22 protein-coding genes are annotated in these 26,845 nt (G+C 42.9%); 15 read left to right on the top strand and 7 right to left on the bottom strand.

Annotated elements, in window-relative coordinates; all coding sequences use genetic code 11:
- The 3 genes from LBH98_01460 to dapB all read left to right on the top strand — a co-directional run.
- The coding region (locus tag LBH98_01460) for a hypothetical protein (GenBank protein MDR0303425.1) at positions 1-437 on the top strand (437 nt) is incomplete at its 5' end.
- Between the two features lie 14 nt (positions 438-451).
- Complete coding sequence (locus tag LBH98_01455; protein MDR0303424.1) at positions 452-1,807, top strand: hypothetical protein; 1,356 nt, start codon at positions 452-454, stop codon at positions 1,805-1,807.
- Positions 1,808-1,822: 15 nt separating this feature from the next.
- A complete protein-coding gene (dapB, locus tag LBH98_01450; protein ID MDR0303423.1) occupies positions 1,823-2,665 on the top strand; it encodes a dihydrodipicolinate reductase in 843 nt (280 codons plus the stop codon).
- Between the two features lie 49 nt (positions 2,666-2,714).
- Here the strand turns inward: dapB and LBH98_01445 are convergent, their stop codons facing one another.
- Positions 2,715-3,053: a hypothetical protein gene (locus LBH98_01445; protein ID MDR0303422.1), complete on the bottom strand. Its 339-nt coding sequence runs from the start codon at positions 3,051-3,053 to the stop codon at positions 2,715-2,717.
- Between the two features lie 269 nt (positions 3,054-3,322).
- Here LBH98_01445 and LBH98_01440 point away from each other — a divergent pair, with 269 nt between their 5' ends.
- Complete coding sequence (locus LBH98_01440) at positions 3,323-3,490, top strand: 4Fe-4S binding protein (GenBank protein ID MDR0303421.1); 168 nt, start codon at positions 3,323-3,325, stop codon at positions 3,488-3,490.
- Between the two features lie 12 nt (positions 3,491-3,502).
- Here the strand turns inward: LBH98_01440 and LBH98_01435 are convergent, their stop codons facing one another.
- Positions 3,503-4,885 carry a S1 RNA-binding domain-containing protein gene (locus LBH98_01435; protein ID MDR0303420.1) on the bottom strand — a complete coding sequence of 461 codons (1,383 nt, stop codon included), beginning with the start codon at positions 4,883-4,885 and terminating at the stop codon, positions 3,503-3,505.
- A gap of 50 nt (positions 4,886-4,935) precedes the next feature.
- Positions 4,936-6,144 carry an SPASM domain-containing protein gene (locus LBH98_01430; GenBank protein MDR0303419.1) on the bottom strand — a complete coding sequence of 403 codons (1,209 nt, stop codon included), beginning with the start codon at positions 6,142-6,144 and terminating at the stop codon, positions 4,936-4,938.
- A 544-nt stretch (positions 6,145-6,688) separates the two neighbouring features.
- On the opposite strand from LBH98_01430, the gene LBH98_01425 reads away from it, so the two are divergent.
- The 3 genes from LBH98_01425 to LBH98_01415 all read left to right on the top strand — a co-directional run bounded on the left by LBH98_01425 (position 6,689) and on the right by LBH98_01415 (position 16,074).
- Complete coding sequence (locus tag LBH98_01425) at positions 6,689-11,665, top strand: Ig-like domain-containing protein (GenBank protein MDR0303418.1); 4,977 nt, start codon at positions 6,689-6,691, stop codon at positions 11,663-11,665.
- A 104-nt stretch (positions 11,666-11,769) separates the two neighbouring features.
- Positions 11,770-13,674, top strand: coding sequence for an InlB B-repeat-containing protein (locus LBH98_01420; GenBank protein ID MDR0303417.1), 1,905 nt, complete (start codon positions 11,770-11,772; stop codon positions 13,672-13,674).
- Between the two features lie 18 nt (positions 13,675-13,692).
- Positions 13,693-16,074 carry an Ig-like domain-containing protein gene (locus LBH98_01415; GenBank protein MDR0303416.1) on the top strand — a complete coding sequence of 794 codons (2,382 nt, stop codon included), beginning with the start codon at positions 13,693-13,695 and terminating at the stop codon, positions 16,072-16,074.
- Between the two features lie 84 nt (positions 16,075-16,158).
- On the opposite strand, the gene nagB is transcribed toward LBH98_01415, so the two are convergent.
- Positions 16,159-16,944: a glucosamine-6-phosphate deaminase gene (nagB, locus tag LBH98_01410; protein MDR0303415.1), complete on the bottom strand. Its 786-nt coding sequence runs from the start codon at positions 16,942-16,944 to the stop codon at positions 16,159-16,161.
- 184 nt (positions 16,945-17,128) lie between these two features.
- Between nagB and trpD the strand changes: the two genes are divergently transcribed.
- A complete protein-coding gene (gene trpD / locus LBH98_01405; protein MDR0303414.1) occupies positions 17,129-18,118 on the top strand; it encodes an anthranilate phosphoribosyltransferase in 990 nt (329 codons plus the stop codon).
- Positions 18,119-18,131: 13 nt separating this feature from the next.
- Here the strand turns inward: trpD and LBH98_01400 are convergent, their stop codons facing one another.
- Positions 18,132-18,527, bottom strand: a complete 396-nt coding sequence (locus tag LBH98_01400; GenBank protein ID MDR0303413.1) for a metal-dependent transcriptional regulator — start codon at positions 18,525-18,527, stop codon at positions 18,132-18,134.
- Between the two features lie 293 nt (positions 18,528-18,820).
- Between LBH98_01400 and LBH98_01395 the strand changes: the two genes are divergently transcribed.
- The 5 genes from LBH98_01395 (at position 18,821) to LBH98_01375 (ending at position 22,939) form a co-directional block, all read left to right on the top strand.
- Entirely contained in the window at positions 18,821-19,033 is a 213-nt protein-coding gene (locus LBH98_01395; GenBank protein MDR0303412.1) for a ferrous iron transport protein A, read from the top strand.
- A gap of 11 nt (positions 19,034-19,044) precedes the next feature.
- On the top strand, positions 19,045-19,287 hold the full coding sequence (locus tag LBH98_01390; GenBank protein ID MDR0303411.1) for a ferrous iron transport protein A: 243 nt from the start codon (positions 19,045-19,047) through the stop codon (positions 19,285-19,287).
- An 18-nt stretch (positions 19,288-19,305) separates the two neighbouring features.
- Positions 19,306-21,453 (top strand): ferrous iron transport protein B, encoded by a 2,148-nt coding sequence (gene feoB / locus LBH98_01385; GenBank protein ID MDR0303410.1) that lies wholly within the window; start codon positions 19,306-19,308, stop codon positions 21,451-21,453.
- A gap of 21 nt (positions 21,454-21,474) precedes the next feature.
- A complete protein-coding gene (locus LBH98_01380) occupies positions 21,475-21,651 on the top strand; it encodes a FeoB-associated Cys-rich membrane protein (GenBank protein ID MDR0303409.1) in 177 nt (58 codons plus the stop codon).
- 136 nt (positions 21,652-21,787) lie between these two features.
- On the top strand, positions 21,788-22,939 hold the full coding sequence (locus LBH98_01375; protein MDR0303408.1) for a hypothetical protein: 1,152 nt from the start codon (positions 21,788-21,790) through the stop codon (positions 22,937-22,939).
- 65 nt (positions 22,940-23,004) lie between these two features.
- On the opposite strand, the gene LBH98_01370 is transcribed toward LBH98_01375, so the two are convergent.
- The gene (locus tag LBH98_01370; GenBank protein MDR0303407.1) at positions 23,005-23,955 is read right to left on the bottom strand and encodes a DUF3089 domain-containing protein; all 951 of its coding nucleotides are present in this window, start codon (positions 23,953-23,955) and stop codon (positions 23,005-23,007) included.
- A 220-nt stretch (positions 23,956-24,175) separates the two neighbouring features.
- Between LBH98_01370 and LBH98_01365 the strand changes: the two genes are divergently transcribed.
- A complete protein-coding gene (locus tag LBH98_01365) occupies positions 24,176-24,871 on the top strand; it encodes a YggS family pyridoxal phosphate-dependent enzyme (GenBank protein ID MDR0303406.1) in 696 nt (231 codons plus the stop codon).
- 12 nt (positions 24,872-24,883) lie between these two features.
- A complete protein-coding gene (locus LBH98_01360) occupies positions 24,884-25,366 on the top strand; it encodes a DivIVA domain-containing protein (protein MDR0303405.1) in 483 nt (160 codons plus the stop codon).
- Between the two features lie 33 nt (positions 25,367-25,399).
- On the opposite strand, the gene mtnA is transcribed toward LBH98_01360, so the two are convergent.
- Entirely contained in the window at positions 25,400-26,512 is a 1,113-nt protein-coding gene (gene mtnA, locus LBH98_01355; GenBank protein ID MDR0303404.1) for an S-methyl-5-thioribose-1-phosphate isomerase, read from the bottom strand.
- Positions 26,513-26,845: the final 333 nt, after the last annotated feature.

Genomic DNA, 26,845 nt, shown 5'->3' with positions numbered 1-26,845 from the left:
AAAAAACAAAAAAACAAAACGAATACGATAACGGACAAATAATTACTATAATTGACACTAAAAAAAAGAAACAGACGGTAAGCGTCGATTCTCAGGCGCCCGAGCCAAAAGTAGATTCGGTCGTTGTAAAAAGCGTTTATGCTTACCAAAAAAGCGGCAGAGACCCGTTCCTACCGCTTGACAAATCAAGTTTTATAAGAGACGGGCTGCCGAATATAAACAACATAACGCTTGTCGGAATTTTGTATGACGTTTATGACGCAATAGCGCTTTTTGAAGAGAAAAAAGATAATAATACAATAATTTCGTTTTCTATGAAAGTCGGCGACCCTGTCGTAAGCGGAAAATTATTACGTATAGAGCCGAATAAAGTGGTTTTTCTCATGCGGGAATCGACTTTCTCATATACGGTTGAAAAAGAATTGATTACTAATTAAAGGATAGGTTTAGTATGAAAAAAAATAATTTACATCCTTTCGGATTACTTTTGTTTTGGGGATTTTTACTCATTCCTCTATACTCGTTCGGCAGCCAGTTGCCTGTGGGGAAAAATAATAAAACCTACGCAAAATGGGAATGGCAAGACGCCACGCTTCAATCGGTCGTGTCGCATATATCGGCGGTCAGCGGAGTTGATTTTGTCGCAGATACTAAAATCGCATCTGAAAAGATAAATATTTTACTTAGAGATAAAACATGGCAGGACGTTATAAAGATAATATGCCAAACAAAAGGCTTTACTTTCAGATATATCGATAACAGTTACGTTTATATAGCATTAGAAAGCGATTTGAACGAAAAAGACATCCGCAAATTGCTGTCGGCAAGAAATTTGGAACAATATGAAGAATTGGAAAAATTTACAATAAAATTAAAAAACACGACTACAGACGACATGCTCTCCCCTCTTCGCGATATTTTGTCGCCAAGAGGAAAAGCCGTAGAAGTAAAACACACAAATTCCATAATTATTCACGAACTTGCAAAAAACATTAATTTAATCAAGGAATTTGTTGACGATATGGATAGAGAAATGCTGCAAATTTCAATTTCGGCGAAAATTGTAGAAGTATCTTCCGGCGATCAAAACGGAATCGGTATTCAATGGAGTTTTTTTGACGGAAAAGGAAAAGAGTTGACGCATCTTCCAAGCGCGACAAAAGGGCAGGGAATCATAGACCAGGCGTTTCAAAAGGCGACTTACGGCGTTCTTGATCCCAAAGGATTCTCAATAGCTATGGAATATTTATTCACCGAAACAAACAGCGAAATTATCGCCGAGCCGCAAATTACGACACTTGAAAACAAAGAAGCGAGAATATTCATGGGCAGCCAGATTCCTCTTACTTTCCTAGACTATGCGGGAAATACGACATATAGAATGGTGGATGCGGGAACGGAACTTATAGTAACGCCGACCGTTACAGGACAAGGACATATTAAAATGGCTCTTAACCCATCCAAGAAATCTTATGAAATGTCGGAACAAGGACCCGTCATTCACGAACAGGGAGCAAAAACCAACGTTGTCGTTAAGGATGGAGAAACAATCGTTATAGCGGGACTTACCAGCGATGACAAGCAAGAAAACAGTACCGGCGTTCCTTTTTTGAAAGATATTCCTATCTTGGGGTATTTTTTCAAAAAGCATTCAAAGATTAACGATAAACGCGACCTTGTTATTTTCGTAACTCCGCACATTATAAAAACTACAAAATTAGAACTGCTTAACGAAGAAAAATTAAAAACGGAAATCAGCCCGGAACCGCGGGAAGAAATATCGGACGCGGAATTTTTTAACGAATAAAGAAAGAATTAACAAATGTCTGTCAAAGTAATGGTAAACGGATTACCCGGAAACATGGCGAAAGAATTTGCAATAATTGCGCAAAAAAGAGGACTTGAAATAATACCTTATTCTTTAACCGGTCCGGATATTACGGAAAAAGAAATAAAAATCGGAAGCAAAGACATAAAATTGATACTTCCGAACGATCGTAAAAATGTTATTGAAAAAATAAAAAGTGAATTTGCGCCGTTTATTTCGGTCGATTATACTCACCCGTCTTCTGTAAATTCAAACGCAGAATTTTATATTGCGCACGACCTGCCGTTTGTAATGGGAACAACGGGCGGCGATCGAAAAAAATTGAAAGAAGACGTCGATACGGCGAAATTATCTTGCGTAATAGCCCCGAATATGGCAAAACAAATTGCCGCGTTACAGCTTATGTTTGAAAAAATGCAAAGCGACTTTCCAGATTTATACAAGAATTACAAACTCTCGGTCGCTGAAAGCCACCAAAAAACCAAAGCGGACACTTCGGGAACGGCAAAAGCGATAGTCGATACGTTCAACAAAATGGGCGTCGCTCAAATTTCTTACGACGATATACAAAAAATACGCAGAGAAGAAGAACAGATAAACTTTGGCGTTCCACAAAATTATCTTTTGGGACACGCATTTCACACGTACCGATTAGAATCCGAAGACAAAACCGTCGCTTTTGAATTTAAACACAACGTTTGCGGAAGAAATATTTATGCGGAAGGAACCGTTGACGCAACATTATTTCTTGCTAATAATTTAAAACCGTTAGGCGGCGGACAGTGTTTTTCAATGACAGACGTTTTGAAATCAGGCATAAAAAATATGCCGGACTAATTAAAATCCGACATATTTTTAGGATGGATTTATTTCAAGGAAGCCATTTTTACGATTTTAAAAGCGCCATAATTCGATTGGCAAGCAATTTATTTTGTGTGTCATACGCAGCGCCGGAACCTTGTTTAATAGCGCCGACAAGAATATTTAAGACCGCGGCGGCGCTGCCTTTGTTCAGCTTTTCTATTTCCGAATCATTATCGTTATTGACGAATAAGTCATATTTTAATTCGACTTTATCATTTTTTTGCCTGTCAATATAATTTAAAAGCGAATCTTGCGGCAATCGCGCCGTTTTTATATTCTGTTCAGAAACTTCTTTATGCAAATTTCTGTAAAGATTGGAGTACTCTACTCCTTTTGATTGATTATTGATTGTATTATTCATAACGGACTCCTTCCCCATTTTTGTCCTTTAATATTTAACTTTCAAAATCTGTGCCAACAAATAATAATCCGCCGTTAAACGAGATTTCACAAAAAATTCCGCATACTTTAACAAATAACACAGAGTAAAATTTTCCTTAATAAGAATTTTTTTCAATATAATAAAATCAAGAATAAAACCGAATATTTACAACTAAGTACTTGACAAAACGAAATAATAAATTATATATTTCTAATATTGTTTTATATCTATATTAAGGAGTTTGATTTATGGCTCATACTATTACCGATGAATGTTTATCATGCGGCGCTTGTGTATCTGAATGCCCGCTTGAAGCGATTAGCGAAGGACAAGGAAAATACGAAATTGACGCGGACAAATGTTCCGACTGCGGCGCTTGCGAAAGCGCATGTCCGGCGGAAGCGATTAAAGCGTAAAGTTTTTCCTTTTTATTTCTTTAATTTATTTTTAAGCGTAAGCGCGTTTTTAAGTAAATTTGCAAATTCGCTTGTTTCGTCTATACTTTGCCGCGCAGTATCGTAACTGACTGCCGGCAATTTTGACGATTTGGACGACTTCTCCTTTTTCTTTTTCGTTTGTTCGAAAATCTGAGCGGGAACAAATTCCGCTTCGCCATAGGAAAGTACAATTTTTCTTTCTTCTACATCGACAAATTGAATCGTTACTTCAACTTCCTCGCCTTTTTTCCAAATACCGTCTTTTTTACCTTTTTCACTGGCAATACGAGCTTTATTCAGAAGTCCGGTAATACCGAATTCAAAATCTATGAAGTATCCGTATTCCTTTTCGTCGGCGACAATTCCTTTAACCTTTGAACCGGCCGTATATTTACTTGCGATATCCGACCATGGATTATTCTTTTCGTCTTTGAGAGAACAATCAATCTGGCGTTTTTCAATATTAACATTAATAACTTTGACCGAAATTTTCTGACCTTTTTTTACTATGGAAGAAATTTTCTTAAACTTTTCCCAACTCAAATCTTCCGTTTTAATTAAGGCTTCAACGCCATTTTCCAAAGTGACAAACGCTCCGTTTTGCGCAATTCTGGCGACAACCGCATCAACCGTTGAGCCGACTTTCACTACGTCTTCTATATTGTTCCACGGGTCTTCGGTTACTCTTTTAAGAGAAAGTTTTACTTTGGTATAAGCAAGCGGATCTTTTCTTTCGACCGAAAGCACTCTGAAAACATGCGTTTCACCCTCTTTCACCACATCGCTGACTTTTGCCGCCCGCGTCCAGGACAATTCGGAAATATGCACCAACCCCTCGACTCCGTCCAAATCGACAAACGCGCCGGTTTCGTCTTTTTTGGTTTTGTCCATCAATATTCCTGAAATCGCGCCGCTTATCGTTTCGTTATTTTTCGCTATTTCTTCTATCTGCTTAATTCTCTCGTCAATGTCGCCTTTTACAAGCGGAAGCCGTGAAAGAATAATATTTGTTCCTTTTGATTCGATCTTAACGATAACAAACTCGTATGTGTTGTTTAAAAATGAATTCAAATCTTCCGGTTTTTTCGCCGCAATTTGCGAAAACGGACAAAATGCGTTATGACCGAGAATTTTAACGTTGTATCCGCCTCGATTTACGCCCGTGACTCTCCCTTCAATAACGCTTTTACTTTCCGATAATTCACGAAGTTGCGCTTTTGTAGCCTTTGCCGATTTCGATTTTTTCGTATCGCCCATATCGCCGACGACGTCCTCTTTCGGTTCTATAGAATCAAGTTTATTTATTTGCGCCATCTGCTCTTGCTGTGCAGAAGTCAGTTCCTCATTTTGCGAAACCGCTTTTCCAACACTCATACCATTCTCCTCCGACCTCTTTAGGTCTCGTTTATTTTTAGTTTTTTATTTCAAAATCCCTGCAAACCGCAGCATCTGCTGCAAACCGGCATAAGCCCTTTTGACAACTGACGCCGAAATTCTTTATATTTTTCTCCGTTCCAAATTTCATAGAACGGTTTCTCGTTTATATTTCCGACGGTATAATCCTGATAATCGCGGCAAGGCGTCACCCGTCCGTCAGGCGAGACTTCAACTACGTGATAAATACTGTGGCACTTATCGTATCCGCAAGTCCAAGTATGGTCGTTGTAGTATCTTTCAATGTCTTCTTTTTCGTAAATATCGGGTAAAATCTGCGGAACGCTTGAACGTCCTTTTGAAATTTTAAGAACCTCGGCGATTTGTTCGGCGGCGGCTTTCGCGTTGACGTCGTTAAAACACGATTTAAGATAACCGCGGTGTTTAGTCGGAATTTCACCAAAACACTTGCTGTAAACCGCTTCGTGATCTTTTGCCCGTTCTTCTGTAATATACCAGCCGTAATAATACGGATGCAACTGCGTTTTATCCAAAACCAACCGATGAATATCCGCCAAATGCGTATAATTTTTATTTGATACGACGGTAATCGGCATTACAAGCGGATATTTTATTTTTTTACGTTTTTTAATTTCGTCAACTTTGTCGATTATCCCGATAATTTTTTCAAAATTATCCGAACTCTTTCCGTTCGCCGGAGAACGCATTTCATTCTGAGAAGCGCTGTCCCAGCCGTCAAGCGATAAGAACAAAATCATAAGCGCTTTCGTGTCGATCAATTCCTCAATAATCGGCTCAAGCGCCTGCGCGTTTGAGACAATCGAGCCGTATAATTTGTTTTTGCCCAATTCTTTAAAAAGCGGAACAAGCGGTTTCCACAAAGTAGGTTCGCCTCCCCAAATATAGTAAGTCGGACTATCGTGTTTGGTGTCGGCGATAAGTTTTTTCACCACTTCAAAATCAAGTTGGTCTAAAGACTCGCCAGCTTCCTGTTTTACCCGCAAATGTCCGTTTTCACCCCACTGCCCGCAACTTGCGCAACGCAAATTGCAAACTTCGTTGACGCGAAGCGAAATCTGGCTTATAGGCACGTCTCTGTTCGGATTGTATTTTCTGAAATATCGACGATACATCGAACGCAACAAATTAATTCTATGCAAATCCTCAAAAAGACAAGGAATAATATGTTTTATTATGAATGGAATCGGAAGTCCCGCTTTACCTTTAACGTTTGACATTTTTAATCTCCTACCGTTTTTTTGCGTAAAATACAATATGCCGAATAAGAATGCAGATTAAATCCGTATCAATCGCTAAAGCTTATAATTTCTCTATTTCTTCCGTCGTTAAACCGGTCGCTTGGGAAATTTGAAATTTCGCATATTTTTCTTCCAAAGCGTTTATATAATCCTCTTTCCAATTAAAATCATACCGTCCCCCTTACTAAGACGCCTGTAAATATACGATAAATTTCAATAAGATACAAGCGATTCGTTTTTTTACATAAAGAAATACCAAAACAAGCGGCCGCTTTACCCGTTTCATATACGCCGTTATTTTATTTACGGCGCGTAAAAACACAAATTATACGATGATATAAACCGGTAAATGTGCGAACTACGACCGTTAAAATTATAAGAATTATATTTATTTAAGCGAATTTTATTATAATTTATTATATTTTATTTGATACTTTATCTTGTCGTCAAAGACGTTTTGGAGTATAATGTATTAGGATTGAACCTTTTTATACTATATAAGAATTTAAAAAGCGAGGTGCTTATGAAAAAATTATATCGTTATTTATCAATGTCTTTGATTCTTTTTATTCTGGCTTTGCCGGAAGATGTGGCGGCGGCTGTTGATTGTAGCGAAATTGTAGAGTGGAAAGATGCGTGCCATAATCCTGGTACTCAGGTCAAGCATAAAGATAAAGTGTACCAAAACAATTTGAGTGGTCAAATATGCTTTGGCGAACCAGGAGTTAGCGCCAATTGGACATACGTCGCTGATTGCCTGCCGCCAATTAACGTAACTGCCATTTCGGTATCGCCAAGCGGCGAAGTTTTCGCGGCAAGGGGGGGGGCGTCCGTGCAATTCAACGCAAACGTTACGGTTAGCCCAAACGAAGAACAATACAAAGCGGTCGATTGGAGCGTTACGGGTTCTAATCCGTCCGGAGCCAGCAGTATAACAAACGGCGGCGTATTGACCGTCGGCGCAGACGAAACCGCAACATCCTTAACGGTAAAAGCGACTTCCAAAGAAAACAATACGAAATCGGCGACCGTAACCGTATCCGTCGTCGATATGAGTATAACGAGCGTAAGCGTTGACCCATCAACAATAGAATTGGAAAGAGGAGGAGACGCTTACAAGTTTAGCGCAATCGTAGTCCAAATGTACGGTGCGCCCGAAACGGTTACTTGGACTATCGAAGGCAATAACAGCTTGGAAACAAGTATAGACGGCGACGGCTATTTGTCAATCGACATTTCAGAGTCCGCAAACGAAATAACGGTTATCGCGACATCGACATTTGACGGTTTAAAATTTGGAACGGCGACGGTAAGCGTAGTGAACGTAGGAACGCCAGCCGTAACAAAAGTTGAAATAAGCCCTAAAACCGTTACGATTCCAAACGGCGGACAGCGGCAATTTGACGCGGTTTTGTCCAAAGTATATGACGACGGCGATTTGGACGGAGTTATTTGGAGCATATCGAACGCCACTCCGGTTTACGCCGCAGGAACATATATCGACGAGAATGACGGAACTTTATACGTTGACTTCGAAGAAACCGCGACGACGATAAAAGTTATAGCGACGTCGATTTTTGACGCAACACAAAAAGACGAAGCGACGGTAAACGTAGTCGGAGTTATAACCGGCGTAACAATCTCGCCGAAAACAGCAAGCGTAAAATCGGAAAAAAGTTTGAATTTTACGGTAGAAGTCGGTAAGAGCGGATTGTTCACCGGAGACGTAATATGGGGAATCGACGGTAACAGTTCCGCTTCGACGATGTTGAGCAATCAATCAAATACCGGTGCGACATTAACCGTAGGACCGGCTTCGTCCGAATCGGCTTCGCAGATTAATGTCTGGGTAAAATCTACGGAAGACGGCGATAAGTCCGATATGTCGGTAATAACGATTCAGAGATTGTTTAATTGTGCAATTATAACTTCTTTCCCAATAGATTGGTGGTTTGATTTAAAAGCCGGAGATATATACAAAGCCGATGACAAGGTTTATAAAGTAAAAAATAATGGTGGCGTATCAGGTAAAAACGATGGAAAAGTTGAGACTATAAGTAATTGGCAAAATTATTTTGAGTTTATCGGAGAATGCGCTCCGACTATCACCGTAACTTCGGTATCAGTATCGCCGTCTTCGGCAAGCGCGGCAAAAAGCAAAACACTACAATTTACGGCAAGCGTAGCGGTAAATCCTAACGACAACGAATACAAAAGCGTTACATGGAGCGTAAGCGGAAAAACGTCGGCTCAGACAGAGATAAATTCAAGCGGACTTTTGACCGTCGGCGCAGACGAAACCGCGACGTCCTTAACGGTAACGGCGACATCCAAAGAAAATACCGCTATAAAAGGTTCGGCGACCGTCAATATTATCGAAGGAGAGGTAACTTCTATTATTATTTCCCCCGATGAAATATCGCTTGACAGATTTAACAAAATCGGCGACGGCGATACGAAGACGTTTACGGCAAGCGTCATCGTCGATCCGATAACGGCGAATAACGGAGTGATTTGGGCCGTTCTTAACAGCGCAAAGAGTTCTATCGCCCCTAACGGCGTATTTACTCTTGCCCAAGACGAAGAAGAAAATGAAATAATTATAGAAGCGACGGCGATAGCCGACCCGTCTGAAAAAGCGCAAGCGATCGTCACTAATTCCAAAATCAAAACGCTGTCTATCGAACCGCTTTATCAGGAAATAGCGACAAACGCCGAAACGGTTAATTTTGATTTAAACGTCCAAACTACCGGATTATATACGGGTGCGGTAACGTGGAATATCATAAGTTCGGTGAAAACGGGTACCGTTTTGACGCCGACCGCCAACGGCGCAGAATTGAAAATAGCGGCGGACGAGACGGCGGTTTCGATAGAAGTCGAAGCGAGATCTATCGAAGATACGGATAAATCGTACATAGCGAAGGTAGTGATTACGGGAAATACACCGACGGTAAACGACGTAACCATAGAAGCCAATGACGGCTATATTGTCGAAAAAGGTAAAAACTTGGCTTTGGACGTTACGGTGGACGGAGTGAATATCGAAGGCGACGACGTCATATGGAAAATAACCACCCAAGGTCATGCCGACGGGACTTCCGTATCAGGCGATAAAGACGGCGCGATACTGACCGTCGCGGCAAACGAAACTATAAGGACAATAAAAGTCAAGGCGTCGTCGAAAGAATTCCCCGAAAAAAGCGACGAAGTAACTATAACCGTTAAAGCGGTATGGGGCGTAACGGTTTCATCGACGCCGTCAAGCGTCACGTCGGTAGAAAGAGGCAAGTCTCAGCGGTTCTCTGAATCCGTGGACGCCACAGGCGAAGCGTCACAAGAAGTTTTATGGAGTATTGAAGGAAGTACAAACGCCGCGACTACCATATCAATTGACGGATTATTGCAGGTAGCGGCGGACGAAACGGCGGTTTCGATAAAAGTGACGGCGACATCAAAATTTGACCCGACTATATCGGGTGAAGCGACCGTTACTATCGCCAAGCCTGATGTCGAATCCGTCAAAATTTTACCCAACGACGACTTCTGCATAAAAGGTCAAACTCTTTCTTTCACGACAGAAGTTTTGCCGGCGGCGGCAGATCAAGGGATAGAGTGGAGTATTATAGGAAAGGAATCGGCGGCGACGACGATAAACGACGGAGTGTTGAGCGTGGGAGCGGATGAAACGGCAAATGAAATTACCGTCGTAGCAAAATCCAGCGTCAACGCCAGAGAAGACAGAGTGAAGATTAATATCATAAACGGAGTGGTTACTAAATTTGAGATTCAAGATAAGGAAATAACCTTAATTAAAAATCAAACGCATCAATTCTCGGTGGATATCGAAGTAGAACCGGTAAGCGGAACGGGAGTCGATTGGGCGATTATCTCAAATAATTCAAACAGTACGATAAGCGAGGACGGTTTATTTACGCTGGCTCAAAACGAAGAATTAGACACGATAGAGATAGAGGCGGCGTCGAAAATCGACCCGAGTAAAAAAGACAGGGCGATAATTATTAATTCCAAGGTAAAATCGATTGAAATTATCCAAGGAAAAACTCAAGACGCCACAATGGGAGACATTGTGGAATTTACCGCCGAAGTGAGCGTAACGGGATTATACGACGGCGAGATTGACTGGGAAATCTTAAGTCCGGTAGAAAACGGAACGGATATTTCGTCTATAAGCGCAAGCGGTGTAACCGCCGACGGCGTAACGACCGTAACAAGCGAGATGACGCTTACAATCGCGGCGGACGAAACGGCGTATAAAATCAAAATCGCTTTCAAATCGCTTGAAGAAGACGTGTCGGATACGGCGATTATTACCATCGGCGCAAATAAGCCGACGATTGAAGTAACAGGCGTAACCTTATCCGCCCAAACGACGACCGTCCAAAAAGGCGGTTCGGTCGCTCTTACGGTCGAAGTCGAAGTTGAGGGAAATGTCGATGAAGAAGATATCGACGTAATATGGGAAATTATCGGCGACGCCGCAGAAGGAACGGTTTTAATCGATAAATCAAGAACGGGCGCCGTTCTGACGATTGCCAAAGACGAAGCGGAAGACGAAATCGAAGTTAAGGCGAGTTCAAAAGACGACCCTGACAAATTCGATATCGTAACTATAGCCGTCAAGAAAGTAAAGAGCGTCGTTATTTCTCCAAATCCGGCAACCGCCGAAAAAGGCGGAACGCTTAAATTTGAAGCGATAGTATCCGTTTCCGGCGAAGCGGATCAAGCGGTAACTTGGAAGAAAAGCGGCGGATTAGGCACGACGAATATAAACAACAGCGGATTGTTGACGGTTTCGTCCGGAGAAACGGCAAGCGAGATTAAGATTATAGCGACATCGAATTTCGACAACGAAAAAGCCGATACGGTAACAGTCGTTATCAGAGCGAAAGCGGTTGAGTCCGTCAGCGTTACGGCGAATATGGCAAGCGTCGATAGAGGAAGCAAACTGCAATTTACGGCGACGGTTCTTCCCGACAACGCACCTCAGACGCTTATCTGGACAGTTACGGGCGCAACGGCGTCGTCCATAGACGAAAACGGACTGTTGACGGTATCGGAAAACGAAACCGCTAATACTATCAGCGTAGTCGCGACGGCTACGGACGGCAGTCAGAAGTTTGACGCTTTCATAGTAACCGTAAATAAGCCGATTGCGATTTCGGGAGCGGCGAAAGGACGCGGCGATTTTGGAATACTGCTGTATAACGCCGTGGTAAGCGAAAAAGCGGAATTTGAAGTGTTGACTCCGGAACCTGCAGACGTATCGGTCGCAATTATCGACAATCAGGGTAACGTACTGTTCGTCGAAAAAGGCGGAACGCAAAAAACAGACGGCGTAAACTCGTTGAAAGTCGAATGGAAGCTTAATAATGAGAACGGACGCGGTGTCGCAAGCGGAACGTATATTATTCAAGCGACCGCGAAAAACGGAGGCAAGAATTATCGCTATGCCGTTCCGGTCGGCGTGAAGAGATGAGTGTAAAAAAGGTTAAGTTTAATATAATTATTAAAAAAGGTTTAAAATAAGTTATGCATAACTTATTTTAAACCTTAAAAAAATATAAAACTTGGAGGATTGTCTTGAAAAAATTTTTGATGTTTTTGGCGATTTTTTTCCTGCCGATGATCGTAGCCGGGCAATTACCGGAAGAAGTCGATTGTTCGGTGGCGACGGAATGGTGTGAAACTTGTGGAGATTATAACGGAGGAACATGGACGCAGTATACTATGGGTAAAATAGTTAGTTGCGATGGAGAATATTATAAATGCAAATGGGTTACCAATTGGAATGCAGACACGCAATACGGAAAACCCGGCAGCGGAACCAATTGGACACAATATTGGGATAAGGTAACGTGCCAATATAACCCCAGTGCGCCGAGCGTAATTTCCGTTAAGATTTCTCCAAATCCGGCAAGCGTCCAAAAAGGCGGTGATTTGCAGTTCGGCGCAGAAGTCGAAGTCGTTAACGAAGCGCCGAAAACCGTTACATGGTCAAAAATCGGAGGAACAGCCGCTACGACGATAAATTCAAGCGGACTTTTAAGCGTAGGCGCGGGCGAAACGGCGGCGTCTATTAAGATTTATGCGACTACTACTTTTACCCCCTCGAAAGCGGACACCGTTACCGTAATTATTACAAACGGAACGGTAACTTCGGTAGTCGTCTCTCCAAAAAACGCAGAAGTATCGCCAGGGGAAACCAAGCAATTTTCGGCGGCGGTATCTTCGCCTGACGGCGCACCTGAGACGGTTACTTGGAGTTTGTACTATTCTCTTAATCCCTTGAGTTCCATAAATAGCGGCGGGTTGCTAACGGTTAACCAAAATGAAACTTATACGACGATAAGAGTTATAGCGAAATCGACCGAAGATCCTAACAAAGCGGACACCGCTATAGTAACCGTATTACAACCTTTAACTTATACCGTAACGTTTAATTCAAACGGAGGTTCAACCGTTTCTTCGATAACAAACGTAAAAGAAAACGAAAAAATAAACAAGCCGACGGATCCGAATAGAAGCGGTTATTCTTTCGACGGATGGTATAAGGAAGCGGGTTTAACGACGCCGTGGAATTTTGCAAACGACAAAGTGACGCAGAATATTACGCTGTATGCGAAATGGACGGAGGAATCCCCGTCGGTACAATCGGTTAGCGTTTCGCCGAAGTCGGTAAGCGTCGAAAAGGGCGCCAAATTGAAATTTACAGGGGTCGTTTCCCCGTCAAACGCACCTCAAACGCTTATTTGGACGGTCATAGACGGCACGGCGTCGTCGATAAGCAACAGCGGAGAACTTAGCGTATTAATCGGTGAAACGGCGACATCCGTCAGGGTTATCGCAAGTTCAATCGAAGACGACGACAAAGCGGATACGGCGGTCGTTACCATAACTAATCCGGGTAAGCGTAAAATAACGATTGCCACAGGACCTAACGGGACGACAAACCCAAGCGGAACAAACGGGATAGTGGAAGTTGAAAACCAGGGTTCTATTACAATATATTTCTTGCCCGCAAACGGTTACGAAGTCGATTCTGTCCTGATATCAGGCGTTCTCAGGGGGGGGCATCCTACATCTTACGAATTCACCAACGTAATAAGCGACCGAACGCTTAAAGTTACGTTTAAACCTGTCGGCGCGTCGCCGACTTATAACGTCGTAAAAGGACGCGGCGATTTCGGAATACTGCTGTATAACGCCGTAGTAAGCGATAAAGCGGAATTTGAAGTTTTAACGCCGGAACAGACAAACGTTTCCGTAATAATTTACGATAATATGGGCAATATACTTTTCGCTAAAAAAGACAGGACGCAGAAAAACGGAAATGTGAATTCGTGTGAAATAACTTGGGATTTGACGAATAAAAACGGACGTAAAGCCGCAAGCGGAACGTATATTATTCAGGCGACGGCTAAAAATTCAAGCGGAAGTCAAATTTATCAGTATTTCGCTCCTATAGGCGTAAAAAAGTATCAGTAAAAATAAAAGGAGTTCTACGTGAAAAAATTTTTAATGTTTTGTTTAATATTTTGCCTGCCGATTATGGTAATGGGGCAACTTCAGCAGGTGGATTGTCGAGCGGCGACTAATTGGAGTGTTGGTGGGGGAACCGGTACGATTTATCATGAATATGATTTGGGAGCGATTGTACGAAATAAGGGAAAAGTCTATAAATGTATATTAAAAAGTGATTGGAACTGCGATCTATACGGAGAACCCGGCGGTTCAAGATCCTCAGACTATTGGCAAGAAGTGACTTGTCTTCCGGAATGGACTGTCAAATCGATAACAATTTCGTTTAACAATCCTCCTGAAGCAATCGACCCGTCCCAGCCGGTAACCATAGTAAAAGGCAAGGATAAATTTTTTACCGCGACAGTGCTTGTGGTCGATAGAGACGATAATGAAAACGGCGAAGAGAAAAACAAAAAATTTATTTTGGATTTAATCCCGCTTGACGACGCAGAATTAGGAACGGATATATCCAAGCAAGGCAAGGTGTCTATCGATGCGAACGAAACTTTGGATTCGTTGCTTTTAATCGCGAAATCCGACGCTGCGGACGTTTCGCCCGACGACCAGAAATCGGACACGGTGATTATTTACATCGTTGATGCGGACGTTCAATCCGTAGAGATTGACGACAAAGAAATTATGCTTGACAGATTTAACGTTTTCGGCGACAACGAGTATCGGTTTACGGCGACGGTTGACGTAGATCCTTCAGACAAGGACGAAGTTAAATGGGAAATAATTACGGATGTCGATGAAGAAACGAGTATAGACGAAGACGGTAATTTTACGCTTAGCGAAAACGAAACCGCAGATACGATTAAAGTCGTAGCGACATCCGCGGCAAACCGGTTTAAAAAAGACACGGCTATAGTTATCAATTCCAAGATTAAAGATTTGGAAATCGTCATAAAAGACGTAGCCGATAAAAATTTCACGGTTGAAGCGGACGACCAAAACGACGAGGATATAGAATTTGAGGTCAGCGCTTTGACGACCGGACTTTATACAGGTGCGGTCGAATGGAGTATTCTTGACGAAGACGGAGAAGTTTATGTGGGGGGGGGTACGTCTTTTAGCGCCGAACAAGACCTCGCCGCGACTCTTTCGGTTTCAAAAGACGAAACGCAATACCGCCTTAAAATACTTATCACGTCAAAAGAAGATTCACTATTTTTCGATACGGCGTTCGTCAAAATAGAACGCAATAAACCGCAGGTAGAAATAACAAGCGTAGAAATTAATCCCAAAGACGCGATTCTTGCCAAAGGCGCGACTATTGACTTTACCGTTACGATAGACGGGATAAACATTTACGAAGACGATGACGACGACGATGTAGAATGGACGATCATAAGCGATGTCGAAAGCGAAACCGTTTTGGAAAACAAGACCAAAACGGGCGCTACGCTTGTAATCGCCGCAGACGAGACGGCGGAGGAGATTTTAATCGAGGTGAAATCTCAAAGAGACGAAGATAAAGCAGATACCGCGGTAATAAAAATAAAAGCCGTTAAAAATATAATAGTCACCCCCGATTCCGAAAGTGTGGAAAGAGGCAAAACTTTGCAGTTTAACGCAAACGTAGAAGCCATTAACGGAGCGGCGCAAACCGTTACTTGGAGCAAACTCAACGGAATCGCGGCGACATCGGTAAATTCAAACGGACTGTTGACCGTCGCGGTCGGAGAAACGGCGGCTTCGATAAAAATAGTAGCGACTTCTACTTTTGACGCTTCCGTGAAATGTACTACGGAAGCGGCGGTTACGATACCTCCGGTTACATCTGTTTCCGTTTCGCCGAAAACCCGAGACGTAACAAAAGGCGGAAGTCCTGTAACTTTCACGAAAAGCGTTCTTCCCGCCGCCGCAAAACAGGAAGTCGTTTGGAGCGTTCTTGACGCCGTAACATCTACGATAAATAACGGTACGTTAACCGTTCCCGCAAGCGAAACGGCAAGTATCATTAAAGTGGTAGCGTCTGCGACGGACGACAGCGAGAAAGCGGATACCGCCGTGATAACTCTGAATAATCCCGTAGCGATTTCAAACATGGCGAAAGGACGAAACGAATTCGGAATCCTGCTTTATCAAACGGTCGCCGTAGAAAACGCGGAATTTGAAGTCTTGACTCCGCAGCCAAGCGACGTTTCGATTACTGTCAGCGACAACACGGGCAACGTACTGTACAGCGATAAAGGCATGACCAAGAAAATCGGCAATGCAAATTCGCTGAAAGTCGAATGGGATTTAACGAACCGAAACGGACGCAAAGTCGCAAGCGGAAAGTACATAATTCAGGCTATTGCGAAAAACGCAAGCGGTCAAGTCTATAAATACTATGTTCCGCTTGGAGTGAAAAAGTAAACGCTGAAGAGAAATAAAATAAAAATAGGCGGTAAAAAATACCGCCTATTTTTATTTACCGATAAACAATAATAAACCGATAAATTATCTGTATTCTTCCCATTCGGGTTCACTGTTGAAAACCCAATCGTAATAGTCGCGCATAGTAAATTTTTTCGCGGCAGCCTCATCTACGATAACTACGCAGTGTTCGTGCAATTGCAACGCCGAAGCGGTTACCGCCGCGCACAACGGACCTTCTACCGCTTTTGCGATAATATCCGCCTTAGCGTCGCCGGTCGCAAGTAAAACCGCTTTTTTACTTCCCAAAATAGTATTGACGCCCATGGTAATCGCTCTTTTGGGCATCATATCGGGTTTTGGAAAAAGCGGCGAATTTTGCTCGATAGTCGCCTTGGTAAGCGCTTTTACGCTTGTGAGCGAACGCAGTGACGACATAGGTTCGTTAAATCCGATATGCCCAGATGCGCCTATTCCCAACAATTGAAAATCAATTCCGCCGGATTTTCGAATGTTTTTTTCATATCTGCGGCATTCTTCCTGCAAATCTTTAGCCATTCCAAGCGGAACGTTGGTTTTTTTCTTGTCGATATTCACACGATCAAACAAAAATTTATTCATATAAGAACGGTAAGAATTTGTATCTTCTGGAGCAAGTCCGACGTACTCGTCAAGATTAAACGACGAACAACGCGAAAAATCGACTTTCCCCGCTTTGTGCATCGCGACAATTTTGTCATAAACGATTTCCATCGTTCTCCCCGTCGCCAATCCCAATACCAAAGACGGTTTTTCATTGATTGCCTTAACCGTAAGTTTCGCCGCCAAATCGGCAGCCGAATCGGCGTCTTTGCGAACAATAACATCCATAATTCAATACCCTCCACAATTAAAATATTAACTTAAATTCATACGGTGAAAATCTACGAAATAACTGTAATGTTTGTCAAGAAAAAACCGTCGAAACAAAAAAAGTTTTTTATTTCATAAATCTTCTCATTTCAAACAAACAAAATAGTATCTTTACGTAGAAACAAAAACAGGAGCTGATTTAATGAAAAAGATTCTTGATAAACTCATAGCAGGCGGAATATTGAGCGGTAGCGAGGCGCATGATTCAATGATAGGAATGGCGCTTGGAAAATATCCGGCGGTACAGGTGGCGGCTTTTCTTACGATTTTTGAAATGCGAAGAATTACGACCGACGAACTTAAAGCGTTTCGCAATGCGTTTTTGGAACTTGGGAAAAAGCCGAATTTGGGAACGCTAAACGCGATCGATTCATGCGGAACCGGCGGCGACAGAAAAAACACGTTCAACATTTCCACGCTCTCGTCGCTTATAGTGGCGGGCGCAGGCTATCCGGTAATTAAGCACGGCGCGGGAAGCGCGTCCGGTTCTTTCGGCTCTTCCGACATCATGACGGCTGTAGGATACAAACTTACCGATAACGAAGACATCCTGAAAAGACAATTGGAAGAGACAAACTTCTGTTATCTGCATTCGCCGTTTTATTACGGTTTTATGAAAAATATCTCGCCTATAAGAAAGGACTTGGGAATACAGAATTTTTTCAATATTATCGGTCCTATCGTAAATCCCGTCCAGCCGAAATTTCAACTTGTAGGCGTTTATTCTCTAACCGTAGCGGAGTTATATCACCAAATTTTGAGTGAAGAACGGGATAATTTTACTATCGTTCACAGCAGCGACGTTTTTGACGAAATTTCCCTGACCGCCGATTTTCACGCCATAACCCGCAGCGAAGCGGATTTGATCGAACCGGAATCAATCGGCTTCAACAGGATTTCGCCGAAAAGATTACTTTGCGCACAAACGCCGGAAGAAAAAGCCAAACAATTTATCGATATTTTAGAAAACAAGGGAACTTCCGAGCAAACCGACGTGGTCGTAGTAAACGCGGCGGCGGCGATAAACACCATCAACGGACAAAATAATTTCCACAAGGCTGTAGAAGAGGCGAGACAAGCGCTCGTTTCCGGAAAAGCGCGGGCGGTTTTAGAAAAATTGAGAAATTATTAAGAAACGATATTTCTTATTTGTTTTTTATGCTGTACACTTCTCGCTTCCACTCTTCTATGTGTTTTTTGAGCGCTGTAAAACTTTTCTCGCTCATAGCGTGTTCCATTTTGCAAGCGTCGTTTACCGCCGTTTTTTTATCAACGCCCAAAAAAATAAGCCAGTCGGAAATCGCAATATGCCGTTCATACATCGTCTCCGCAATTTTACGTCCTTCGACAGTTAGCGTTATGAAACCGTTCTCGTCAATTTCAACGTAGCCGTTTGCGCGCAGATTTTTCATAGCGACGCTTACGCTCGGCTTACTGCATTCCAATTCGTTCACGATGTCGATAGATCTTACTTTATCTTCTTTGAGTTGCAAAACGTGTATCGTTTCCAAATACATCTCGGTAGATTCGCTTACGCTCATATTTTCATCTCCTTCTTCAGATTGCTTAGCCGCCGTACTCCCCCGTCAACGACCGGTATGCGCTTGTGTCGTCATTGCTAGTGAAACGAAACAATCCAAACCGGTAATCTATAATATATATAATTACAATACAAAATTGCCGATAAAACAATAAAATTCATAAAAAATAAAGTTTTTTCAAAAAACACTTGACAAGTTAGTGCAAACTAACTTATATTACGGTTAGTTTATGCTAACCGATTTAATATAACGAAGATTAGTAAAATTTTTATATATAAAAAAGGAAGGAGAATATGATGCCTTTATCAATGGCGAACGTCGGAGAGGAAAACTCCATAAAAAGAGTCGGCGGCGGGGAGGAAATGCGGCAGTTTTTGGCAAATCTCGGTTTTATTCCGGGAACGCATGTTACGATTGTTACCAAAAACAACGGCAACGTAATTGTGAACGTAAAAGAATCTCGTGTCGCAGTAAGCCGCGAGATGGCGACAAAAATTATGGTTTAGGAGGAAATACCATGCAAACACTTAAAGAAGCGAAACCCGGCGCAAACTATCGGGTCGCAAAAATCGGAGGAGTCGGTCCGGTAAAACGTCGAATTATGGAAATGGGCGTTACAAAAGGCGTAGAAGTTTACGTCCGCAAGGTAGCGCCGCTTGGCGACCCGATAGAAGTCTCGGTAAGAGGTTATGAACTTTCTCTGCGCAAAGCGGACGCCGAATTAATAGAAGTCGAAGCGAATCAAACAAAGTCGAATTAAGACGGAAAGGAATATTATATGTCTATAAAAATCGCGCTTGCAGGAAACCCAAATTGCGGTAAAACAACGCTTTTTAACGCACTCACAGGCTCAAACCAGTTTGTTGGAAATTGGCCCGGCGTTACGGTAGAAAAGAAAGAGGGAAAACTGAAAGGTCATAAAGACGTAACGGTAACGGATTTACCCGGCATTTACTCGCTTTCGCCTTATTCGCCGGAAGAGATCGTCGCACGAAATTATTTAACCGGCGAGCGTCCCGACGTAATACTGAATATCATCGACGGTACGAATTTGGAACGCAATATGTTTCTTACGACCCAACTCACCGAATTAGGCATTCCCGTCGTCGTCGCGGTAAACATGATGGACGTAGTTCGCAAAAACGGCGATAAGATTGACAGCGCAAAACTTGCAAAAGCGCTCGGCTGTCAAGTGACGGAAATATCGGCGCTCAAAGGAACAGGGATTTTACAGGCGGCGGAAGCGGCTGTAAAATCGGCGGGAGGGACAAAAACCGTCCCGCCGCACAGTTTTTCCGGCGGCGTAGAACATGCCCTGGCGCATATAGAGGAAGCCGTATTGCATAATCTTCCAGACGAACAACAGCGTTTCTTTTCGATAAAACTATTTGAGCGAGACAAAAAAATCATAGAAAATCTTGGACTCAAACCCGAACAGGTAGCGCACATCGAACAGGACATCAAACGATGTGAGACGGAATTGGACGACGACAGTGAAAGCATCGTCACCGCCGAGCGTTATACGTATATCGACTCGGTAATCAAGGACTGCATAAAAATAAAAAACAAAGGACGTTTGAGCCTGTCCGATAAAATAGACAGGGTAGTGACAAACCGGATTTTGGCGCTTCCAATTTTTGCGGCGGTAATGTTTATCGTGTATTTTGTTTCGGTAACGACGGTAGGAAGTATTGCTACAGATTGGGCTAACGAGGGTGTTTTCGGCGAGGGATGGAGTTTCTTCGGCGTATGGGTTCCGGGTATTCCTGTTATGCTTGGCGGTTTTCTTGAAGCGATTAACTGTGCGCAGTGGCTGCAAGACTTAATTCTGGACGGCATAGTGGCGGGTGTTGGTGCGGTGCTTGGTTTCGCGCCGCAAATTTTTATACTTTTTATTTTTCTTGCGTTTCTGGAAGCCTGCGGATACATGGCGCGCATCGCATTTATCATGGACAGGATATTTCGCCGCTTCGGATTGTCGGGCAAGTCGTTTATTCCGATTCTTATCGGTACAGGTTGCGGCGTTCCCGGCATAATGGCGTCGCGTACTATTGAAAACGACCGCGACCGCAAGATGACGATTATGACTACGACCTTTATACCTTGTTCGGCGAAACTTCCTGTTATCGCGTTAATTGCCGGCGCGTTGTTCAACGGAACATGGTGGGTCGCTCCCAGTTCATATTTTGTGGGAATTGCGGCGATTATCTGTTCCGGCGTAATATTGAAAAAAACAAAGATGTTCTCCGGCGACGTATCGCCTTTTGTCATGGAACTTCCGGCTTACCATTTGCCGACCGTCGTTAATATCCTGCGAAGCATGTGGGAACGCGGCTGGTCGTTCATCAAGAAAGCGGGAACGATTATCCTTCTTGCTACGATAATCGTTTGGTTTATGTCCGGGTTCGGATGGGACGACAAGGGTTTCGGTATGGTTGATATGGAAGTAAGTATGCTGGCGGTTTTGGGCAACGCCGTCGCTCCGATTTTTGCGCCTTTGGGCTGGGGACGCTGGCAAGCTGCGGTCGCCGCCATCACGGGATTAATCGCAAAAGAAAATGTCGTGGGAACTTTCGGAATACTCTACGGTTTCGCCGAGGTTGCCGAAGACGGCGCGGAAATATGGGGCGCTCTTGCCGCCGGCTTTACTACTCTTGCCGCTTATTCGTTTTTAGTATTCAACCTCTTATGCGCTCCCTGCTTCGCCGCAATGGGCGTTATAAGAAGAGAAATGAACAACGCAAAATGGTTTTGGGCCGCCATCGGCTATCAGTGCGGTTTGGCGTATATAGTGTCGCTGTGTATCTATCAATTAGGTATGCTGTTTACATCAGGAAGTTTCGGTTTGGGAACAGCGGCGGCGTTGTTGCTGACGGCGGGCTTTTTGTATATGCTTTTTCGTCCGGCAAAATTAAAGACTGTTTAAGAAGAAACAAGAGGAGACGCTTTGACGACTTTTTTGACAGAAAATATCGGGACGATTTTGACCGGACTTGTATTACTTGTAATAGTTACGGCTATTGTGTGTAATCTAGTCCGCAACAAACGAAATGGGAAATGCGCATGTACTTGCGGCTGTGGAATTTGTCCGAATTCATTGTCCTGCGGTATAAATAAAGATTAACAGCGGATTGTTATCCGTATTGCGATAATTATGAAAACAAAAGATTGGAGGCGATATATGTGATAAATAAAAAATGATAAATAAAAAAAAGGAAATGTTTGAAAAGTAACAATTAATCAACGAAAGGAGTTACAATATGAATATTTTCAAATTACCGTTGCTTGTCGCAGCGGTGTTTACAGCGGCGGTTTTTGCTCAGAGCGCCGACAAAGAAGAAAAATCGGGGGCGAAACTAAGGTTTTCCGGCGATTTCTATATCAATCCTGCGTACGAAATGCAGAACGATTGGCAAGACAAGCCTGAAGACGGCGACAAACTCGACGCGTTCAACGTGTTGTACAATTGGAATACGTCGTTTGGCGTGGATTTTGGCGACAAGTTTTCGCTTGATTTTCGTTTGAGTAACAAAGCCGGATACGAATGCGACAATCTCGCTTTTAAAAACGGAAGCGTTAAAGAACTTCTCCCATATCTTCCAAACGCTTATTTTACTTGGAAAGCGGGCGAAGTGTTTTCTTTAAGCGGCGGACTTCTTGAAGTAAGCGATAACACGGTTCTTAATTTGGCGGCCGGATACGAAACAGGCGGCGGGCTTTACACTTCTTTTGCCAACTGGGCGACGGCATACAACAATTCGCAGGGCGGACTTAAAATCGGATTTGATTTTTCCGAAAATTTTTCTCTCCGTTTGACGGCTGCTTTGGCAAGTGAGACAAATACGTTTGACTACGCGGAAGAAGACTATATTCACAACGAATTTCGTTTTATTTTGGACGCAGATATAGCGTTGGGCGAAAAAGTTACGCTTTCACCGGTTTTTCAAAGCCGCTCCTATTGGCAAAATTACACGGTAGGCGATAAGAAAAAGAACTCAATATTGCTGGCTTACGGAACAGATTTGAACGTTGAATTTTCCGAGTCGGTAAATCTCGGTCTCGGTTTGGCTTTCGGAAATATTAAGGGAAAAGGTTTGGACGTTGAAACCAACGGAGAAAAGAACTCGGCGTTCGGTTTTCTTGCAGGCGTTAACCCCGAATTTACTTTCGGAGTTAACGAAGTAGCCGCAGGTTACAGTTTTGGGCGGGCTTCAGACCAACACGACAAGAAGAAGGATTTGACGACTATGTATCACGATATGTATTTATGCTGGCTTTTTCGCGTAAACGACTATCTCGCGCTTGGTCCTTCCGCTTATGCGGCTATTGAAACAAGTAAAACAGACAACAGCGATGTCAAAAGCGGTTACAACTGGCAGCGTTTCGGCATTGAGTTTGTGGGAAGTTTCTAATTTTGCAATAGAATATTGGAATAATAAAAAAGGCGGTTGAGAAATCGACTGTCTTTTTTGTTTTGTTAATTCTGATTTTTTCCGGCAAAAGCGTCTATTCTGTCCTTTATGTTCCGTTTTATGGAATCGGCAAAAAACAAAATCTCGCTCGTATGAAATTTGCTTACGGCTGGCGGCGTATTCGGGAATTTCGTTTCATCCGCGTCAATAATTAAAACGCCTTTCTCTTTTTCCGCTTTAACTACGATATCGGTATTTATTTCAATAGTTCTTTCCGACAGAGTAATCGACGAAACAAATACGGACTCAGGATTTTCGTTTGTTTCCCACGAAACCGGATTTGCAACCAGGACGCCGTCTTTCCAACTTAAAAAATTTTCGTATTTTCCCAAAGCCGCTTCGTTTACAGTCGCACCGTTCCACGAAACTATAACGCCCGTATCGTCCTTTCGAGATGAAAATTTGAGGTTTATATTCTTGCAGATTTCCCTTTGAGTAAACGGACTTCCTATCGCGTATGTTATAATGTGGTTTTTGTTGTAACCGCCGTATTTTTCGCTGCCCAAAAATACGGTAGCGAGTTCCATAACCAATTGACTGCCTTGCGAATGTCCAAAAAGGACGAACGGGCGCTCCCCTTTGTTTATTTCGGTTAAATAGTAATCAAACGCGGTAAAAATATCGTCCCGCGGCGTTTGATTCGTGTGCAAAAACATTTCCCGCGCGGGATATTTTGTAAGCATTACTCCGTTTAGCTGTCTATAGAAAGGAGAAAAAACGTTTGCCTGCGGTGAAATAATGTCATCAATTCCAAACAGCCAGGATTTCGCCGCCGAACGCATAGATTCGCTTTCTAAGCGCACAAACGGCGCGTCACAAACGTTTGAGGTGAATACAAGAGTCGGATAAACTACAAAAATATCGGCTTTTTTGTCAAGATTACCGCCCAAACGCAGCCAATTTCGCTCATTTGAATAATCTGTATCGCTAAAAATCAAGTCTGTATCCGCTTCCATTTTTTACCACCCGTTATTTTTAATCGTTATTCTTTACCGCAGTTATAGTCAAAATCTTTTTTGCCAATACCATACATCCGATAAAATAATATTTTTTATCTCTTTCCATAATATAAACGATTAACTAAATATTTTCAAAAAATCTTAAAATCTTTTTATATTACATTCTCCAATTATTATTTTTGTCGTTAAAAAATCGCTTTTATAGCAGGAACGGGAAATGTTTGAATATCTTGCGCAGAATTTTGCGAATGTCGAGAATGAAATAGCCGACGCTTGTAAAAAGGCAAAGCGCGAGCGTTCATCCGTTCGTTTGATTGTCGTAACAAAAACATATCCCGCAGAACTCGCGCAGGCGGTTATAGATTTGGGGCAAACGGATCTTGGTGAAAACCGTCCGCAGGAAATGATAGAAAAAACGCCGCAAATTACAGGCGATTTTAATATGCACCTGATAGGACGGTTGCAGTCGAATAAAGTAAGGAAAGTGATAGGACTTGCAAAGTATATTCACTCGGTCGATAGCGTTAAATTGCTTGAAAAAATCGACATTATCGGCGAGGAATCGGGAATTGCGACAAATATTTTGGTACAGGTAAACACTTCGTGCGAGGAAAGCAAATCGGGATGCGCAATAGACGAGGCGTATAAATTGTGCGAAGCGGCGGCGGCAAAAAAATATGCAAATTTTTGCGGTCTTATGACAATCGGACCGCTTACGGACAGTATGGGGCTTGTGGAAAAAAGTTTTGAGACGCTTGCAAAAATCGGCGAAAAGGCAAACGCTTTATGCGAAAACAAGAAATGCGAATTGTCAATGGGTATGAGCGGCGACTTCGCCGCCGCGATAAAGTACGGCGCGACTATGATTAGAATCGGTACGCGGCTCGTCGGCGCAAGAAATTACAACGTATAAAAAGGAGTTTATATGCAGATTACGCCTCTTGAAATAAGAAAATTTCCGTTTAGAACAAAAACGCTTAACGGACTTGACCCAGACCACGTGGATAGTTTTTTACAGCAAATTGCAAGTCAGGTTGAAGAACAGACGCGTGAAAATACGTTTTTGGCGTCAAAGCTTAAAGACGTCGAAACGCAACTAGACAGATATAAAAAAATAGACCAAACGCTTAGCGAAACGCTGCTTACCGCTCAAAGAGCCACGGACGACGCAAGGATGAACGCTCAAAAAGAAGCGGAATTAATCATAAGAGAAGCGCAGGTAAGAGCGGATCGTTACGAAAGTGAAAGCCGTGAAAGAGTATATAGATTAGAATCGGAAATTCGGGCGCTTTCGGCGCAAAAAGAAAGTTTTATTTCACGGTTTCGTTCATTTTTAACCGACCAAATTAAATATCTTGACGTTATGGCGAAAAATCTTGACGACGACGCCGATAAAAACGATTCATGATGCGGACGAAATTTTGGAAATTTTGCGTAAAAATTATAACGCCGCTTCGGGATAAAATCTCAAAATCGCATCTTTATTCGGTTCAAAAACACCTCTTTCCGTAATTAGTTTTGTAATAAGCCGCGCAGGCGTTACGTCAAATCCCCAGTTTTTTGCGGGGGTTGAATCGGGACAAATACAAACCTCGCAAATATCGCCGTTTTTATCTTTTCCGCCGATAACCCGAACTTCTTGGCTTGTGCGCTCTTCAATCGGAATTTCCAAGACGCCGTCAAAAATTTCAAAATCGAAAGTCGATGACGGAAACGCTGCAAAAAACGGAACGTCGTTGTCTTTCGCCGCAAGCGCTTTCAGATAAGTTCCGATTTTGTTTGCCGCGTCGCCGCCCAGCGACACTCTGTCCGCGCCCACAATAACCATATCTACAAGCCCGCGCTGCATCAAATGCCCGCCTGAATTATCGGCTATCAAGTGATGAGTTACGCCTTGCCGCCCTAATTCCCAAGCGGTTAAACTTGCGCCTTGATTACGCGGACGGGTTTCATCGACCCAAACGTGAATGTCTATTCCGGCGTTTTTTGCGGCGTAAATCGGAGAAAGCGCCGAACCGTAATCGGTAAAAGCCAACCAGCCGGCGTTGCAATGCGTCAAGACATTAACCGTCGAGCCGTTTTTTTCCTTGGAAATTTCACGAATGATTTCAAGCCCGTTTTCGCCGATTTTTCTACAAAATTCGGCGTCTTCGTTTGCGATCGACTCGGCTTCGTCCTTTGCGATTTTTCGCTTTTGCTCGGCGGAAAGTTCGTTTCGACAAATTTTTTTAATCATTCTTTCCACCGCCCACGACAAATTTTTTGCGGTAGGACGGGTGGCAAGCAAAATTTCGCCGAATTTTTTTATATCGTCGTCAAAATTTTCGTCTTTCGCTTCAAGCGCGGCGACATACATTCCATATCCGGCGGTCGCTCCGATTAATCCGGCGCCGCGAACCCACATATCTTTGATCGCTCTGCGAAAATCTTCGACCGAACGTAAATCAATCGTTTCAAACGAATGCGGAAGTTTTGTCTGGTCGATTATCGAAACCGCTTTATCGTCGCTTGGATTGAGCCAAATCGTTCTGTAATGTTTGCCGTTTACGAGCATGAACTCCCCCTTGCTATCACGTTGAAACTAATTTATGCGCAACGTTTGCGGCGGAAAAACGACTCACCATACCAAACAATAATTTCGTTAGACAAAGCGCTATAGGCATATTGTTTCAACGGATGAATTTTTTGTTTTATTATCAACAAACAATTTCTCCGTTTTTATTTTTTATACAAACGCTTCTGTTTGATAATTTTTCTTTCCTATAACGTCCGTCTATAGATTGCTTCGTCGTTTCACTCCTCGCAATGACGAATTCCCGTCACCAATTGTTTTGCCGTCTTTGCGAGCGAAGCAATCCAGAGACTGCGTTACCGTCTTACTCCCAAC

It is taken from the genome of Chitinispirillales bacterium (assembly GCA_031254455.1).
Classification (GTDB): domain Bacteria; phylum Fibrobacterota; class Chitinivibrionia; order Chitinivibrionales; family Chitinivibrionaceae; genus WRFX01.
The sequence above is the reverse complement of the archived record's forward strand: the minus strand, read 5'-3'. Positions and strand labels throughout refer to the sequence as shown.

Excerpts from the sequence above, each read along its gene's own strand:
- LBH98_01430 (MDR0303419.1), bottom strand. The coding sequence starts at position 6,144 with ATGTCAAACGTTAAAGGTAAAGCGGGACTTCCGATTCCATTCATAATA.
- nagB (MDR0303415.1), bottom strand. The coding sequence starts at position 16,944 with ATGGATGTTATTGTTCGCAAAGACGCCGATTCGGCTGCCGATTTGGCG.
- LBH98_01395 (MDR0303412.1), top strand. The coding sequence starts at position 18,821 with ATGATGCCTTTATCAATGGCGAACGTCGGAGAGGAAAACTCCATAAAA.
- LBH98_01440 (MDR0303421.1), top strand. The coding sequence starts at position 3,323 with ATGGCTCATACTATTACCGATGAATGTTTATCATGCGGCGCTTGTGTA.
- LBH98_01390 (MDR0303411.1), top strand. The coding sequence starts at position 19,045 with ATGCAAACACTTAAAGAAGCGAAACCCGGCGCAAACTATCGGGTCGCA.
- LBH98_01425 (MDR0303418.1), top strand. The coding sequence starts at position 6,689 with ATGAAAAAATTATATCGTTATTTATCAATGTCTTTGATTCTTTTTATT.
- mtnA (MDR0303404.1), bottom strand. The coding sequence starts at position 26,512 with ATGCTCGTAAACGGCAAACATTACAGAACGATTTGGCTCAATCCAAGC.
- LBH98_01445 (MDR0303422.1), bottom strand. The coding sequence starts at position 3,053 with ATGAATAATACAATCAATAATCAATCAAAAGGAGTAGAGTACTCCAAT.
- dapB (MDR0303423.1), top strand. The coding sequence starts at position 1,823 with ATGTCTGTCAAAGTAATGGTAAACGGATTACCCGGAAACATGGCGAAA.
- LBH98_01365 (MDR0303406.1), top strand. The coding sequence starts at position 24,176 with ATGTTTGAATATCTTGCGCAGAATTTTGCGAATGTCGAGAATGAAATA.
- trpD (MDR0303414.1), top strand. The coding sequence starts at position 17,129 with ATGAAAAAGATTCTTGATAAACTCATAGCAGGCGGAATATTGAGCGGT.
- LBH98_01455 (MDR0303424.1), top strand. The coding sequence starts at position 452 with ATGAAAAAAAATAATTTACATCCTTTCGGATTACTTTTGTTTTGGGGA.
- LBH98_01360 (MDR0303405.1), top strand. The coding sequence starts at position 24,884 with ATGCAGATTACGCCTCTTGAAATAAGAAAATTTCCGTTTAGAACAAAA.
- LBH98_01400 (MDR0303413.1), bottom strand. The coding sequence starts at position 18,527 with ATGAGCGTAAGCGAATCTACCGAGATGTATTTGGAAACGATACACGTT.
- feoB (MDR0303410.1), top strand. The coding sequence starts at position 19,306 with ATGTCTATAAAAATCGCGCTTGCAGGAAACCCAAATTGCGGTAAAACA.
- LBH98_01435 (MDR0303420.1), bottom strand. The coding sequence starts at position 4,885 with ATGAGTGTTGGAAAAGCGGTTTCGCAAAATGAGGAACTGACTTCTGCA.
- LBH98_01370 (MDR0303407.1), bottom strand. The coding sequence starts at position 23,955 with ATGGAAGCGGATACAGACTTGATTTTTAGCGATACAGATTATTCAAAT.
- LBH98_01375 (MDR0303408.1), top strand. The coding sequence starts at position 21,788 with ATGAATATTTTCAAATTACCGTTGCTTGTCGCAGCGGTGTTTACAGCG.